The sequence below is a fragment of the Bacillus sp. EU55 genome, assembly GCF_038005925.1.
GTDB classification, from domain to species: domain Bacteria; phylum Bacillota; class Bacilli; order Bacillales; family Bacillaceae; genus Bacillus; species Bacillus velezensis.
In genome coordinates this window covers 3,774,905-3,790,576 of sequence record NZ_JBBOUE010000001.1, presented here as the reverse complement: position 1 = coordinate 3,790,576, position 15,672 = coordinate 3,774,905, and the positions used below count along the sequence as shown (strand labels likewise).

Annotated in this window: 14 protein-coding genes and 1 pseudogene; 6 read left to right on the top strand and 9 right to left on the bottom strand. The window is 46.9% G+C overall.

What is annotated here, in order from left to right:
* Nucleotides 1–9: 9 nt before the first annotated feature.
* The 6 genes from rbsD to NYE50_RS19290 form a co-directional block, all read right to left on the bottom strand.
* Nucleotides 10–405 carry a D-ribose pyranase gene (gene rbsD / locus NYE50_RS19315; RefSeq protein WP_159354673.1) on the bottom strand — a complete coding sequence of 132 codons (396 nt, stop codon included), beginning with the start codon at nucleotides 403–405 and terminating at the stop codon, nucleotides 10–12.
* Nucleotides 402–1,283 carry a ribokinase gene (gene rbsK, locus NYE50_RS19310; protein WP_159354672.1) on the bottom strand — a complete coding sequence of 294 codons (882 nt, stop codon included), beginning with the start codon at nucleotides 1,281–1,283 and terminating at the stop codon, nucleotides 402–404. Before rbsK ends, rbsD begins: the two co-directional genes overlap by 4 nt.
* Entirely contained in the window at nucleotides 1,276–2,265 is a 990-nt protein-coding gene (locus NYE50_RS19305) for a LacI family DNA-binding transcriptional regulator (RefSeq protein WP_159354671.1), read from the bottom strand. Before NYE50_RS19305 ends, rbsK begins: the two co-directional genes overlap by 8 nt.
* Before the next feature lie 93 nt (nucleotides 2,266–2,358).
* Nucleotides 2,359–3,492: a Ger(x)C family spore germination protein gene (locus NYE50_RS19300; RefSeq protein WP_159354670.1), complete on the bottom strand. Its 1,134-nt coding sequence runs from the start codon at nucleotides 3,490–3,492 to the stop codon at nucleotides 2,359–2,361.
* Nucleotides 3,482–4,573 carry a GerAB/ArcD/ProY family transporter gene (locus NYE50_RS19295; RefSeq protein WP_159354669.1) on the bottom strand — a complete coding sequence of 364 codons (1,092 nt, stop codon included), beginning with the start codon at nucleotides 4,571–4,573 and terminating at the stop codon, nucleotides 3,482–3,484. Before NYE50_RS19295 ends, NYE50_RS19300 begins: the two co-directional genes overlap by 11 nt.
* Nucleotides 4,563–6,032: a spore germination protein gene (locus tag NYE50_RS19290; protein ID WP_159354668.1), complete on the bottom strand. Its 1,470-nt coding sequence runs from the start codon at nucleotides 6,030–6,032 to the stop codon at nucleotides 4,563–4,565. The genes NYE50_RS19295 and NYE50_RS19290 overlap by 11 nt, the downstream gene beginning before the upstream one ends.
* A 730-nt stretch (nucleotides 6,033–6,762) precedes the next feature.
* On the opposite strand from NYE50_RS19290, the gene pgsB reads away from it, so the two are divergent.
* The 5 genes from pgsB (at nucleotide 6,763) to NYE50_RS19265 (ending at nucleotide 11,130) form a co-directional block, all read left to right on the top strand.
* Complete coding sequence (pgsB, locus tag NYE50_RS19285; protein WP_003151337.1) at nucleotides 6,763–7,944, top strand: poly-gamma-glutamate synthase PgsB; 1,182 nt, start codon at nucleotides 6,763–6,765, stop codon at nucleotides 7,942–7,944.
* 14 nt (nucleotides 7,945–7,958) lie between these two features.
* Complete coding sequence (pgsC, locus tag NYE50_RS19280) at nucleotides 7,959–8,408, top strand: poly-gamma-glutamate biosynthesis protein PgsC (RefSeq protein WP_003151340.1); 450 nt, start codon at nucleotides 7,959–7,961, stop codon at nucleotides 8,406–8,408.
* Nucleotides 8,409–8,426: 18 nt separating this feature from the next.
* Nucleotides 8,427–9,575 (top strand): CapA family protein, encoded by a 1,149-nt coding sequence (locus tag NYE50_RS19275; protein ID WP_159354667.1) that lies wholly within the window; start codon nucleotides 8,427–8,429, stop codon nucleotides 9,573–9,575.
* A 7-nt stretch (nucleotides 9,576–9,582) separates the two neighbouring features.
* Nucleotides 9,583–9,744, top strand: a complete 162-nt coding sequence (locus tag NYE50_RS19270; protein ID WP_003151344.1) for a hypothetical protein — start codon at nucleotides 9,583–9,585, stop codon at nucleotides 9,742–9,744.
* A gap of 150 nt (nucleotides 9,745–9,894) precedes the next feature.
* Complete coding sequence (locus tag NYE50_RS19265; protein ID WP_159354666.1) at nucleotides 9,895–11,130, top strand: C40 family peptidase; 1,236 nt, start codon at nucleotides 9,895–9,897, stop codon at nucleotides 11,128–11,130.
* Nucleotides 11,131–11,169: 39 nt separating this feature from the next.
* Here the strand turns inward: NYE50_RS19265 and NYE50_RS19260 are convergent, their stop codons facing one another.
* The 3 genes from NYE50_RS19260 to NYE50_RS19250 form a co-directional block, all read right to left on the bottom strand.
* Entirely contained in the window at nucleotides 11,170–11,895 is a 726-nt protein-coding gene (locus tag NYE50_RS19260) for a sunset domain-containing protein (RefSeq protein ID WP_038461639.1), read from the bottom strand.
* Between the two features lie 105 nt (nucleotides 11,896–12,000).
* Nucleotides 12,001–12,858: a Cof-type HAD-IIB family hydrolase gene (locus NYE50_RS19255; protein ID WP_021494856.1), complete on the bottom strand. Its 858-nt coding sequence runs from the start codon at nucleotides 12,856–12,858 to the stop codon at nucleotides 12,001–12,003.
* Nucleotides 12,859–13,012: 154 nt separating this feature from the next.
* The gene (locus NYE50_RS19250) at nucleotides 13,013–13,999 is read right to left on the bottom strand and encodes an LCP family protein (RefSeq protein WP_159354665.1); all 987 of its coding nucleotides are present in this window, start codon (nucleotides 13,997–13,999) and stop codon (nucleotides 13,013–13,015) included.
* A gap of 304 nt (nucleotides 14,000–14,303) precedes the next feature.
* Here NYE50_RS19250 and NYE50_RS19245 point away from each other — a divergent pair.
* Nucleotides 14,304–15,669 (top strand): annotated as a pseudogene (locus tag NYE50_RS19245) (sugar porter family MFS transporter).
* Nucleotides 15,670–15,672 lie beyond the last annotated feature (3 nt).

Genomic DNA, 15,672 nt, shown 5'->3' with positions numbered 1-15,672 from the left:
CCCTTCTTTCTAGAAAATCACACCCGCCTGCAGGATGCAGTTGGCGTATGGTGTCATTTCACCCGTTCGGATGACGGCTTTTGCTTTCTGTATGAGCCGTTTGAATTCCTCGTGGGACATGTACTCGATCGTCTGCGCTGAGAAATGGCTTTCTATGAAACTTGCATTCTCAGGATTGGCGTCTTTGATCTCGGAAGCGGCTATCACCTTTTCGACTGCCATCTCCCCGGCTACCAGGCTGGTCACGTCCTGAAAGGCGGGAACGCCCGCCGTTAAGGACAAATCAATTTTAGGGACACCGTCTGGGACGGGGAGACCCGCATCGGCGATCGCGATGAGGTCTGTATGCCCGAGATCGGCTAATACTTTGTCAATGTGGCTGTTTAACATTCCGTGTTTCTTCATGACAGCAACTCCTCGACTGCTTTTCTATCCGGCATACCGCCCTGGGCGCCGAAATGCTGCACGGACAGGGAGGCTGCGCGGTTGGCAAACAGAAGCGCTTGTTCGATGTCCTGTCCTTCCGCAAGTGCGACGGCAAGTGCCGCGTTAAAAGTATCACCGGCTCCCGTCGTGTCGACCGCTTCCACAGGGAAGGCGGGAACGAGTCTCTCTGCAGTGCCGTCAGAATACCGCACGCCTTGTTTCCCTTCGGTAATGAACAGTTTGCCGGGATATCGGGCTAGCGCCTCTTCTTTCGTCCGGCCAGGAAATAAAATGGCTGCTTCATGTTCGTTCGGCGTAAGATAAGCGGCATCCTCAATCGTTGATTGTTTCAGCGGACGGGCCGGCGCTGGATTAAGGATCACCGGAATTTGATGCTCGCGGCAGTAGCTGCACACTTCTTCAACGGTTTCTTCGGGGATCTCCTGCTGGATCAGCACGATATCAATGCCGGGAAGTTTCGCGAGCGCGCTTTTGGCATCAGCGGGGGAGATGTCATCGTTTGCGCCTTTTACGACGACGATGCTGTTGTCTCCTTCTGCGAGCACAATATGAGCCGTTCCGCTTTTTTTATGTGTAACCGTTTCCATGTAGTCCGTATTGACACCGTTTGCCTTCAGGTTTTCAATAATCGCTTTTCCGTAGCCGTCATTGCCTGCTTTTCCTACCATATATACGTTTGCGCCCAGGCGGGAAGCGGCTACGGCCTGATTTGCGCCTTTTCCCCCGGGCACGGTTTGAAAGTCTGTGCCCAGTACGGTTTCTCCGGCTTTCGGGCGCCGATCGGATGTGACGACCAGATCCATAGAACAGCTTCCGATAACACAAATTTCACTCATGGTGATCATCCTTTCTCGTCGTTTGTCTTCTTATGTAAGTCACGGGCATTTGAATGGCAGTCTCTTTCGGCGGCTCTTTCTTTATCAATTGCAGCAGCAGGTTTGCCGCTTGTTTTCCCATCTCATATGAAGGCTGGCGGATGGTTGAAAGAGGCGGAAACAAAAGCCTGCTCTGCGGAATATCGTCGTATCCGATGATCTGAATCTCCTCCGGAACTTTTTTGCCGAGCCGCAGCGCCTCATGGAGGACGGCAGCCGCCGCAATGTCGTTGCTGGCAATGACTCCGTCGGTTTCAGGGTATGCTGCAAACAATTCTTCTGCTAAAATGGCGGCATCCTTGATGGAAAATGAAGCGGCGGAGATGACATTGAACTGCGCGCCCGCTTTTTGCAGCACATCAAGTGCGCCGTTAAAACGTTCCTGAGCGGTCGGAAGGTGGGCTGGGCCTTTGACAAGCGTGATGCTTGTGCTTTTGCCGCGAAGCATTTCCTCAGCCGCCCGTTTTCCGCCTGCCCGTCCGTCACTGAATACGGATGGGGCGCCTTCTTTTGTCCGGTCCAGAAATACGACCGGGTAAAGGCTGCCGCTGTATTCGGGAAGATCGGGGTAATGGGTGGCCGCCAAAATACCTGCAACTTGATTTTGTTTAAATGTTTGCAGGTAGTCGAGTTCTTTTTCCAATTCTTCATCGCTGTTGCCGATGATCAGCCGGTATCCTTCCCGCTGCAACTCGTCTTCAGCCCCGCGGGCAAGCTGAGGGAAAAAGGGATTCGTAATATCCGGAAGCAAAAGCCCGACCAGTCTGGATTCTCTTTTATAAAGAGAGCGGGCAACTTCATTCGGATAATAATTCAGCTTCTCCATGGCAAGCATGACCTTCGTTCGTGTATCTTCATGCACGTAGCCGTTGTCATTGAGGACACGCGAAACCGTGGCAACTGAGACGCCGGCAGCGCCTGCGACATCTTTAATCGTTGCCAACAAACACTCCTCCTTCATTCATGTAACCGTTTACATAAAAAGAGTAACACGAATCATTTCGGTTGGCAACAAAAAAAGAGACCGGGGTCTCTTTTAGTTCACGATGCCGATTTGTGAGATATCCACTTTGATATCAGGGATTATCTCGATGGAAGGATAGACCCCACGCCAATTGAGCCGCTTGCCCCGCTCATAATAATGGGTTTGATAGTTCCGGCCGATGCCGAGGATATCCGAGTTGTGCTCCTGAATATGGCTGATCACCGATCTGGCCTGGCTGTTCAAATTTGCTGAGGCTTGTTTGTTTATTTGGTCGATTGCCGTATAAGAATTCAGCTTGTCCTTTGGATATTCCAAGACGCGTGCATTCAGTTTTAAACGGATTTTCACTTTTATATGCTGCGGATCTGTATCTATAAATACAATCTTTCGCGTGGCATCCGTGATGCCGAGAGAAAGATAATTTTCAATATCCATTTTGTATTTGTCCCACAGCTTCAGATTAATATTAGCCGATTTATTAAATTGCCCGCTTAAAAGGGTCAGGAGGGTCGAATCCTGACCGAGCACCTCAGTCACTTTCCGCTGGCCGCTGAACAGGGCAGAACCCTCTACCTTTATCGTCTGTCCGTTAATCGATAAATAAGGAAGGGCGAAATCCTTATCAGCCGTCAGCATGCTTGAACGGATGGATTGCAAATTCTCCATGCTGATATTTGATTCCGCATTAGCGCTTGTTAATAAATTCGTTAAATACTTGCTGACGATCAATTTCTGCCGGACGATCAGCTTCAGCACTTCAATCGCCTCGCCGTCTTTTACAACCGCCGGATGAGCGAGAAGCGGGCTTTTCGGATCTCTGTAGAAGACATCGAGATAAGGAAAAAGCGGTTTTTCCGCCATTTTCTCACCGATTAATAAGACTCTTTGCTTGGACGTGTCAATGCGCTGATCGACAAGCTTATCCAATTGAAACCGCGCTTCACGGATGGTGTGCCCGGAAGCGCTGAGCACCGTCGTAATGAATGAGCCGCCCGTTTCCTGTTCCGCCTGGGAGGACTGAACCTTCCGATAGGTGATGCCGATTTTATTTTTACCGTCCTGATCAACATCAAGGCTTGCGGTCAGCACGAGAGAAATATCTTTCAGCAAATTTTGATCCCAGCAGCCCGCAAGTGTCAGGCTTGCGCACATGAGACTGATAAGAACCGCTTTTTTAATGCGCATGGCGGACACCCTTTTTGCGTACAAGGACAATCAATACCATAAACAACGGAAACAAATACACAAACACAATATCGGAAATGCGGAAAAACTGATCCAGCTGCTGTATCGTTTTATCCGTGCTTGTGGCCCAAATAGACAGAAGGAAGACGAGCAGGGCCAGCGGATAAACAAACCGGCTGTGGTCTTTTTGATTGAACAGCTTGGCGATGCCGGTGCTTGCCAAGTAAAACACGTTGGCCAGCGTTGAAAAGACGGTCACGAACCAAAACGTCAAAAAGAGCAGATCCGTCCGTTCGATAATTCTGAATGAAACGGTTTTTAACAGGTACAGCACAGGCTCCGGGATTATTTTTATTTCTTCGGGGCTGATTGTGACAAAGCAAGTAAGGGTGATATACAGGTAATAAAGGATAATCAAGATGTTTGAAATCGTCAGTATTTTGTAGCGCTGGCTGACGGTGCAGTTGATAAGGGGCCCGATTACGAGCGCCGCCTGAAAGCCGGTAATGCTGACAAGTGTTTGCTGCACCCCGGTCAGCATGTCTTTTGCGGTTCCGTGAAAAATCGGCATAATGTATGTGATATCGGCTTTTCCCAGCGTGTATAAAATCGGCAGAGAGATCAGCAGCAAAAACGGCGTTAAGATAAAGCTGAACCTGGCGATCGCATTCAGCGGGGCCTGGGCGATATAGACAGAGCCGAGGATCAGCATTAAGCTGACCACCCAATTCGGAGTCTGCGGGAGCACCCAGATATCCAATATCCGTGTAAATACAGAAAGAATGAGCGTGCAGAGAAACGCGAAATATAAAATATACAGCACCTGCATCCCTTTGCCGGCAAGTGTTCCGAACACCTCCTCCAGCATTTCGTACAGGTTCAGCTTCGGAAACCGGTGAAATAATATCATATACAGGCTGAATGTAAGCTGGACGAGCAATCCGGTAAGCAGAATGGAAATCCATCCGCTGCTTCCCGATTTCATCATCAGTAAATGGGGCAGCGCCAAAATGCCGATGCTGATCTGCGTCTGATTAATGAAAAACACGCCTTGAAGCGGGCTTATTTTTTTAGGCTTCATCTTTTCTCCACCCCCGAACATGTTTCATCTGCTTTGAGTCTTGCGGTCTCAAATAAAAAGGCCTTCTTTTAATAAACCAAGCCGGCAGCCGGATAAATGCATCCTTCAAGTCACTGAAATGAAACGGCGTCAGCGATGATAAATAAGGAACGCCGAGTGATTCAAGCTTGCACAGGTTCATCAGAATAAGCCCGAAGCCGAGTGCGATGCCGATAAAACCGAACGAGGATGCCAGAAACATAAGCGGAAATCTGAGCGTTCGGATGGAGGTGCTCATTTCATATGAAGGAAGCACAAAAGAAGAAACGGCCGTAACGGCTACGACGATGATCATCATATTAGAAATGAGTCCCGCCTGAACGACTGCGTCACCGATCACGAGACCGCCGACAATGCCGATCGTCTGACTGATCGGTTTCGGCAGCCTGATACCGGCTTCGCGGATCAGTTCAATCGTAATCTCCATAATCATGGCTTCTATCAGCGGAGGGAAGGGAATATCAACAATCGAATTTTTCATGGTGATAATCAGATCGTTGGGAATGACTTCAAAATGAAACGCAATCAGCGCGATATAAAAAGCGGGCAGCGTAATCGCGATCATAAAGGCGAAAAATCTCAGCACTCTTAAAAAACTGGCGGAAATCCACCTCGTGCTGTAGTCATCCGGCGATTGAAAAAAAGAAAAGAACGTGATCGGGGCAATCAAGGCCGACGGGCTCCCATCCATCATGATCAGCACACAGCCTTCCATCACGCATGCTTTTGCTTTATCCGGCCGTTCCGTATGAACGATCTGCGGAAAAATGGAAAACGAATTATCTTCTATTGATTCCTCGATAATTCCGGGCGCAAGCACGCTGTCTATACGCAGGTATGACAGGCGCCGCTTCACTTCCTCCACAATCTCCGGATTGGCGATATTCTCAACAAAGATAACCGCAACCTTTGATTTGGCTCTTTCCCCGATATCCATATAATGAACGGAGAGATGGCGGTCCTGTATGTGAAACCGCAGCTGATGAATGTTCGTTTCCAAACTTTCCACAAACCCGTCATGGGCGCCGCGGACGATACTTTCAGATTCGGGTTCCATAATGGAACGCAGCGGATTCTGCCCGACGGAAAACAGCTTCGCTTTCCTTGACGCATCGCTGAGAAAAACAACCTGGCCTGCCAAAATCCCGTCAATGAGTTTTCTGGTTTCATCCGTTTCCGCACTGCTGACGGCATTCATCGTTTCCTCAAGCGGGCCGTTCTGCAGGGTGTCGCTTAACAGAAACTCATTCAGCTTCTGTTCTTCTATCATTTGTTCAATATAAAAGAAAGCGGTATGACGGTCCTGCAGTTTGATCCTTCGTATTTTAAAATCGCCGCAAACACACATCAGCTCCTGCATTTCCCGTACAGCCGATTCAAAATCGCCGGGAATCCGTTTGTTTTGTTTATCCGCAGACATCAGACCGCCTCCTTTCCCGGTTATCTGTAGTTTTCAGCTGGTATTCCTTTTTTATGCATTTTATAAAATAGAGGAGTTTCTCGATGTTTTACCAAGAACTTCACAATTATGGATGAATATTTCTTGAACGAATATAAAGATTTATTAAAATTATTTCAAAAGAGTGATAAATGTCCTGTAAATGCTTTAAAAGGAGATAGGCTTTCCGCATATAAAATGTGTATTTCTTGTAAACACTCCGGACCCGTCTTTTTCTGTCACGTACCAGTCATTCCGCTAGTTATTTTGGAATGGGACTGAAAGCAGGATACGGGGGAAAAATGAATGACTTTAAGACCTTATCCTTAACAAAACAGGCAGTCTGCACACAGCGGACATAGAGTCCCGAAACGTATGCGCAGTGCGGAAAACGCTGATATAACAGGCTGTAAAAGATGGATTATCATTACATCTTTTTCTTCCGGAACGCGTATAGTCCCATTGGTCCAAATGAATTTCTGTGCGGAAATGTAAACGCATTCATTTTTCTTTTGAAAAATTGAAGTAAGGTTGAAGTCCTGCCTATTCCCAAAAAAAGCAATTCGATCATAGGAAGAATAGCGTCACTAATAGAGAAGTTTGGCTCAGTGAAAGCGGGAAGATTATGTTACATAATGCCGATTGAGAATTCATAGTGAAGCTATATACTGATGAATGAATTTATCAATACAGAAGGAGATGTCAAAAATCAATGTGGTTACTCATTATAGCCTGTGCTGCCGTACTAATCATCGGAATCATTGAAAAAAGGCGGCATCAGAAGAATATCGATGCTCTGCCAGTACGCGTCAATATTAATGGTATCCGCGGAAAGTCAACCGTAACAAGGCTGACGACCGGAATACTGATGGAGGCGGGCTACAAAACAGTCGGAAAGACGACGGGAACAGATGCAAGGATGATCTATTGGGATACACCTGAGGAGAAACCGATCAAACGGAAACCGCAGGGCCCGAATATCGGCGAGCAAAAAGAAGTAATGAAGGAAACCGTAGAACGGGGCGCCAATGCCATTGTCAGTGAATGTATGGCGGTAAACCCGGATTATCAGATTATCTTTCAGGAAGAACTCCTTCAAGCCAACATCGGCGTCATCGTGAATGTGCTTGAAGACCATATGGACGTCATGGGGCCGACGCTTGATGAAATCGCTGAAGCTTTTACCGCGACGATACCGTATAACGGTCACCTTGTCATTACAGACAGTGAATACACAGACTTCTTTAAAGAAAAAGCCGCAGAGCGGAATACCGAGGTCATTATTGCGGATAACTCTAAAATTACAGATGAATACCTTCGAAAATTTGAATATATGGTCTTTCCTGATAACGCTTCCCTTGCGCTCGGCGTTGCCCAGGCTCTTGGGATAGATGAAGAAACGGCGTTTAAAGGAATGCTGAATGCGCCGCCTGATCCTGGCGCCATGAGAATCCTGCCGCTGCTCAGCACGAAGGAGCCCGGTCATTTCGTAAACGGCTTTGCCGCAAATGATGCATCTTCTACTTTGAATATATGGAAACGTGTAAAGGAAATCGGCTACCCGACAGATGAACCTATCGTTATCATGAACTGCCGCGCCGACCGTGTGGACAGAACGATTCAGTTCGCAAACGACGTGCTTCCGTACATTAAAACGAAGGAACTCATACTCATCGGCGAGACGACAGAACCGATCGTCAGAGCTTATGAAGAAGGCAAGATTCCTGCCGATACACTGCACGATCTGGAATATAAATCAACAGACGAAATCATGGACGTGCTGAAAACAAGAATGCAAAACCGTGTCATATATGGCGTCGGCAATATCCACGGTTCAGCGGAACCATTAATTGAAAAAATTCAAGAGTATAAGGTGAAACAGCTCGTTAGCTAGGAGGAAAAGGATAAATGTTCGGATCAGATTTATACATCTCACTTATTTTAGGCGTGTTAATCAGTTTAATTTTCGCGGAAAAAACAGGTATCGTACCTGCCGGTTTAGTCGTGCCGGGTTATTTAGGGCTCGTTTTTAACCAGCCGGTCTTTATTTTACTCGTATTGTTAGTGAGTCTTCTTACATACGTGATCGTCAAATACGGTTTATCCAGATTTATGATTTTGTACGGACGCAGAAAGTTCGCAGCTATGCTGATAACGGGAATCTGCTTAAAAATCGCCCTTGATTTCCTTTACCCGATCGTACCGTTTGAGATATCAGAATTCCGCGGAATCGGTATCATCGTACCGGGTCTGATCGCCAATACCATTCAGAAACAGGGATTAACGATTACATTTGCCAGCACGCTGTTCTTAAGCGGCGCAACTTTTGCCATTATGTTTGCTTACTACTTAATCTAATGTAAGGTGTGTCAAACGATGAAAAAACAATTAAGCTTTCAAGAAAAACTGCTGAAGCTGACCAAACAGCAGAAAAAGAAGACCAATCTTCACGTTTTTATCGCGCTGCCGATCGTCTTTTGCCTGATGTTCGTCTGCATCCTGACAGGGAAGGCGGAAACGCCGAGTGTGAAAAGAAATGCCGATGACCTTGTATCAGCCTCATTCGTCGGAGATATTATGATGGGCCGGAATGTCGAGAAAGTGATAAAGCATAAAGGCACGGAGAGTGTCTTCCGTTACGCAAAGCCATTCTTCGAAGCATCCGACTATGTGTCGGGGAACTTTGAAAACCCGGTTACATATAAAAAGAACTACAAAGAAGCAGAAAAAAATATCCACCTTCAGTCAAACAAAGATGCCGTAAAAGTATTGAAGGACATGAATTTCACCGTTCTCACGGCAGCCAACAACCATGCGATGGATTACGGCCCTCAAGGAATGCGGGATACGGTTGAAGAGTTTTCAAAGCAAAATCTTGAACTTGTCGGCGCGGGCCTCACGCTGAAGGAAGCCGAGCAGAACATTTCGTATCAAGATGTAAACGGAATCAAAATCGCAACACTGGGTTTCACTGATGTTTCCGGAAAAGGCTTTGCAGCGAAACGAAATGCGCCGGGTGTGCTTCCGGCCGATCCAGAGCTGTTTATTCCGATGATTTCTAAAGCCAAAAAGAAAGCCGATCTTGTCATTGTTCAAACACACTGGGGACAGGAATACGATAATGATCCGAATGACAGACAGCGCCAATTGGCAAGAGCAATGTCAGATGCCGGAGCGGATATTATCGTCGGACACCATCCGCATGTGCTGGAACCGATCGAAATGTACCACGGCACCGTTATTTTCTACAGCCTGGGCAACTTCGTATTCGACCAGGGGTGGACAAGAACGAGAGACACGGCGCTTGTTCAATATCATCTGCAGAAAAACGGCACGGGACGCTTTGAAGTCACGCCGATGAATATTCATGAAGCAACGCCTGCACCGGTTAAAAAAGGCAGCATCAATCATAAAACGATCGTACGTGAACTGACGAAAGAATCGAATTTCAAGTGGAGCGTCAAGGATGGAAAATTAACGTTTGATGTGGATCACAGCGATATCTTAAAAAAGAAAGCGGAGTGAAAAACAAATGAAAATCATTAAAGCGGGATGGCCGTTTGCCGCGATCATTATGGTCTTTATGTTTATGTCAGCGTTTAAATACAATGATCAGCTCACAGATCAGGAAAAACAAAAAATTGACACGGAAATGCAAAAAATTCAGCAAGAGGACACAGCGGGCGCAAAATAAGCGCATGATTCCGCTTGCCGGCATATTGTTTGTTCCGAATCCAGTAAAGAATGCCCATATCGGGCATTCTTTTTTTGTGTACTCTCCTAAACATTTGTTAAAAGTTACCGATGTAAAAACTACCAAAAATAAGGAGGGTGAATAGAAAACATGCTCACAAGCTGGAGGAAGTACATCCTTGCCGGCCTTATGATTTGTCTTGTGGCACCTGCAGTGACGAGAACGGAAATTGCTGAAGCGGATTCTCAAGTTTCTGTCCTGATCGTTTCAGACGCGCAAAAACTTGTCGGAAATAAATATGTTTACGGAGGCGAAGAGCCTGAGGACGGTTTTGATCCGTCCGGATTGATCCATTATCTTTTCAGCAGGCAGAACATCCATCTGCCGAGAACGGTCAGTGATCAATGGAAAGTCGGAGCCGCCGTCAAAGAAAATGACCTTTCACCGGGAGATCTTGTGTTTTTCAAAAAGTCGGATTCAACACAAAACGCGCCCGTCCATGACGGTCTTTATATCGGAAACGGAGAGATGATACACAGTTCTCCGTCTGAAGGCGTAACCGTCACACGCTTTCAAAAAAGCAGTTATTGGATGAATTTATATCTTGGCGCAAAGCGGATTACAAAAGATCCGGAACTGGCTGATGATCCGATCGTTCAGGAGGCAGCCCGTTACCTCGACATTCCGTATGTATTCGGCGGAAGCACGCCCGAGGAGGGATTCGACTGTTCGGGGCTGGTTCAATATGTTTTTGAAAACAAGCTTCACATTTACCTGCCGAGATCTGCGGAACAGCAGTGGCTGGTCGGTGAGAAAATCAAACTGAGCGGCATAAAGCCCGGGGACGTGATTTATTTCAGCGACACGTATAAAAAAGGAATTTCCCATGCGGGCATTTATGCGGGAGAGGGAAGGTTCATCCAAGCAAGCCGCTCCGCAAAAGTCACCATTTCTTACTTGTCGGAAGATTACTGGAAAAAACATTTTACGGGGGTGCGCCGATTCAGCAATTTAGCCATTTCTAAAGAAAATCCCGTTGTGTCCACAGCGGCCGATCATATCGGAATTTCTTATCTGAAAGGCGGCGTTTCACCGGAAACCGGCTTTGATACGGCGGGATTTGTTCAATACATCTATCAAAAAGCGAAAGGAATCAGCCTGCCGCGTTATGCGGACAAGCAGATGCAGGCAGGCGTTCCGGTCGATAAACAAGATCTGAAGCCCGGCGATCTGGTCTTCTTTAAAGCGGAAAGCCTGAATCCGGCCATTTATATCGGGAACGGACAAGTGATTCATGTCACCGTGTCCGCAGGCGTTACCATAACAAATATGAACACAAGCGCTTATTGGAAGGATAAATATGCGGGCGGCATCCGGCTTCCGTAAAAAAAAGACGTCAGAGAGTGTCTCTGACGTCTTTTTCTTTTACCGTTTCGGCGCTCTGTATCCGGCCGCTACCGCATCCTCTACGGAACAGAACATTTCCGCGGGATCTGTCGTCCGGTCGTAGTATGTACTTCCCGGCGTGTGATAAATGCCGTTCCGGCTGCCTTTAATGTCGCATCCCTGTGAGGTGCCGGCTGCTTTCGTCTCGGCATGTCCGCCGGAGGAAGGGGCGTTGTTTTGCGCCGTTTCCGCGTTTTCGGATGTTTTTGTTTCTGCTTTCTGCCGCTTTAAAGATTTATTTTCTGACTGAAGCGTTTCAGCGGTCTTTTCGAGCTTCTTTTGTGAATTTTTTAATTTCTCATTGTCTTGTTTGAGTGATTTGTTTGTTTTTTTCAGCTCGCTTATCTCTTGGCTGAGTTTGCTGAGTTTTTCTTCATTGCCGGCTTCGGCTTCGGATTTCTCCTTTTCGGCCGCGGCACTGATGTTTTCATATTTTTTCTCAAGCGCCTGGTGTTCCTTCGTCAATTTTTGATAAGCGGTATCAAGGGTGCTGTATTTCTCCTCTGCCTTCACGGCCGAGGCGTCCGGCTCTGCGAGGGAGGCGCCGGTCAGAAGCAGGATAAATCCGCCGATGAGCAGGGGCCAAAACAGCTTTTTTGAAAAATGTTTGTCTTTTTTTGCCGCTTTGCATATGAGATGGAATATTCCGTATCCGACTGCGCAGAGAAAAGCTAAACATCCTATAATAGCGATTGCATTCGACATCATGAAACTCCTTTTTTCTTTATCTTACAATTTATTTTCATTTTTGGGAATTCCTTTTTTGGGAAACATGAAAAACCAGGCCGTGAAAGACCTGGCTTTTGCCTTTTATTGCTCGTTGTCGAGAAGCCGGTTGATGAAATATGCGACGCCGTTTTCATCGTTGCTTTTTGTAATATACGTGCTTTTTTCCTTCAGTTCATCAATCGCATTGCCCATTGCGATGCGGTTTCCCGCCGCTTCAAACATGGAGAAATCATTCGGGCTGTCGCCGATGGCGTAAATATCCTGTTTTTCAATTCCGTACAGTGAGGCAAGCTCCGTCAGAGCACGTCCCTTTCCGGAACCGGCAGGGAGGATTTCGATAATGTGTTTCCCGGAAGATGTCTGGGATAATTTCGGATGATGTGTAATTTCTTCTTTGGCGTTTCTCAGTTTTTCCATATCAAAAGAGAAACAAAGAAGCTTGTAAACATGTTCGTCTCCGTTAAAAATCGCCTGTATATCCTGCACGGGTTTAATGCCGAATTGTTTGAACTGCGTCTTTGCGCCCTCCCATAATGTCCGAATATCTTCCTTGGGATTGGCGCTTTTCAGAATGTCCAGTTCTGCCTGCAGTTTGGACTCGCCGTCAAACGGGGACAGCAGATGATCATCTGTATAGACCTCAAAGTAAATGTCGTTGTCCGTTAAATAAGCGGCGATATCCTTCCCGGCCTGCTGATCCATTAAGAGCCGGCTGACGAGGCGGTATCCTTTGTCATGGACTGTCCCGCCGTTTGCCGCAATGATCGGAATATCCAAATCCTTTAAGAGCGCTTTTACATCAAATGTGGCTCTGCCCGTGCAGATGGCCACGAGAATGCCCGCTTCATCCGCTCTTTGTAAAGCCGCTCTGTTTTCCGGAGAAATCACACTGTCCGAGTTCAGTAATGTGCCGTCTAAGTCAATGGCTATCAATTTCATATGTATGGATGCCCTCCTTAAAAATAAAGCTGCTTCATGTAGTATGTTCAGCTTTGTGCGAAATCAGCAGAAAGCCGTCAGTTAAAAGGCTATACCTTCATGTCCTTTTTTTCAACAGAAAAACGGCGGGATTTGCTAACCCCGCCGTGACATCTTACGCGTTTAAATCATTTTTTAATTTCGTTTTCACTTCTTGAAGGTTTTCCTCATTCAGCTTGAAGTAATAAATATTTTTGCCGTACTGAGGAGTGTAAATATAGCTGTCTGAACCTGTCAGCTGCAAAGAATCCACCGATTTCAGCGATGTGATAAACGGGAACAGACCGATGGCGTCATTAAGAGATAAGTTCATTTTTAAGTTTTTCCCTAAGCTGTCGACGATATCGTCATAAGATGGGATCGAGCTTAACGATTTAGATTTTTTAATAATGGCGCTCAGCACTTCCATCTGTCTTTGTCCGCGCATCAGATCGGTGTCGGCTTTGCGTGTTCTTACATAAGCCAGTGCCTGCTCACCGTCAAGCGTCTGGACGCCCGGCTTCAGCACGACTTTTCCTTTTGTATCGACCTTAATACGATCGGCAATTTTCTGGCTTTTCACATTTACCGTAACGCCGTTCAACTCATTGACGACATCGCGGAACGCGTCGAAGTTGCTCTCAACCACATAATCTACCGGAATATCAAGCATGTTTTCTACTGTTTTATAAGTTAAATTATAACCGCCGTAAGCATGTGCGTGCGCGAATTTGTCATAGCCGTGTCCCGGGATGTTGACATAGGAATCCCGCGGAATGCTGAGCATCGTCGCTGTTTTCTTTTTCCGGTTGAAGGTGACGAGCACGTTGGCGTCACTTCTTGCGTCATCTACTGATTCACCCTTACTGTCACGGGCGTCTATTCCTAAAAGCAATACGGTGAAAGAATCCTTCTTCGGGTCAAATTCTTTGATCCGTTTTACGGACTGGTCGCCGCGGTCAAGGCTGACGTGCGCTTCTTTGGTCGCATTATTCAATTTCACAAATGCGTAGGTGCTCACGGAACCGGCGATCAACAATAAGAAAGCGGCGAATACCAGTACAAATTTCACCCATTTTCTGAGGCGTCTTTTCTTTTTTCTGCGTTGAGATCGTTCTTCCATATCATTACCTCTCGTTTCTATTCTTTGTGAAGCGTACCATAATTGTTGACTTGGAGCAACTCTTCAAATGAGAAAATTCCAAATCTTTCTCTCTATTTCGACAACATCTACTGTTATTTTTGCATCAGGTTCACATTATATTGGACGGCAGGAAGCGGGAAATGTTTCGTCGCTTTGTAAAAAATAATTAGTAAAATAATGGATATTAACGGTGCGGAAGGTTTGAAACGGACGGAAACAGGCAAAAGAAGCAGTAGAACAATTCCGCGCGGATACAGCGTTGGATGAAGGGAGTCTACATAACATGAAAAGCATACACTCGAATAAATGGCTCTATTTTTTCGGCGCACTCGGCGGCGCGTTATACGGATATGATACCGGAGTCATTTCCGGAGCTATTTTATTTATGAAAAAAGAACTGGGACTGAACGCCTTTACAGAAGGCCTCGTCGTCAGTTCGTTATTGGCGGGGGCGATTCTCGGGTCGGGATTCGCCGGCAAACTGACCGACCGGTTCGGCAGGCGGAAGGCCATCATGGGAGCGGCGCTGCTGTTTTGTATAGGCGGTTTAGGAGTCGCTTTTGCCCCGAATACAGAGGTGATGGTTCTTTTCCGGATCATTCTCGGACTGGCTGTCGGAACATCTACAACGATCGTTCCGCTCTATTTATCGGAAACATAAACGGGGGGCGCTTTCTTCGCTGAATCAGCTGATGATTACGGTCGGAATCCTCGTTTCTTATATCGTGAACTATATATTTGCCGATGCAGGCGCTTGGCGCTGGATGCTTGGACTTGCGGTTGTGCCGTCAGTCATTCTGCTGATCGGAATCTTATTTATGCCGGAAAGCCCGCGGTGGCTGTTTACGATCGGCAAAGAAGAGAAAGCAAGAGAAATCCTTTCATCATTGCGGGGAACGAAGAATATTGATGATGAGATTGATCAGATGAAAGAAGCGGAAAAGGAAAACGAAGGCGGCTTGAAAGAATTGTTTGAGCCGTGGGTGAGACCCGCGCTGATTGCCGGCCTCGGACTTGCCTTTTTGCAGCAATTCATCGGGACAAATACAATTATTTATTACGCCCCGAAAACATTTACCAGTGTCGGGTTCGGCAATTCCGCGTCTATATTGGGAACGGTCGGAATCGGCGCCGTCAATGTCATCATGACGCTTGCGGCTATTAAAGTCATTGATAAGATCGGCCGGAAGCCGCTGCTGCTGGCCGGAAATGCGGGCATGGTCATCAGTCTGCTCGTATTGGCCGCGGTCAATCTCTTCTTTGAACATTCAGCAGCCGCATCATGGACAACGGTGATTTGTTTAGGCCTGTTTATCATTGTGTTTGCGGTCAGCTGGGGGCCTGCCGTGTGGGTCATGCTTCCTGAATTATTCCCGCTGCATGTCCGGGGTATCGGGACGGGTGTCTCCACTTTGATGCTGCATGCCGGAACATTGATTGTCTCATTAACCTATCCGATGTTAATGGAAGCAGTCGGCATCAGCTATTTATTTCTCATTTATGCCGCGATCGGGATACTGGCATTCCTGTTCGTCCGGTTTAAAGTGACCGAGACGAAGGGGAAAAGCCTTGAAGAAATTGAGCAGGATCTGAAAAGCCGTAACGGAGGCTCGGGATCAGAATCAGATCGGCGGACAGTTCATCCGTAATAT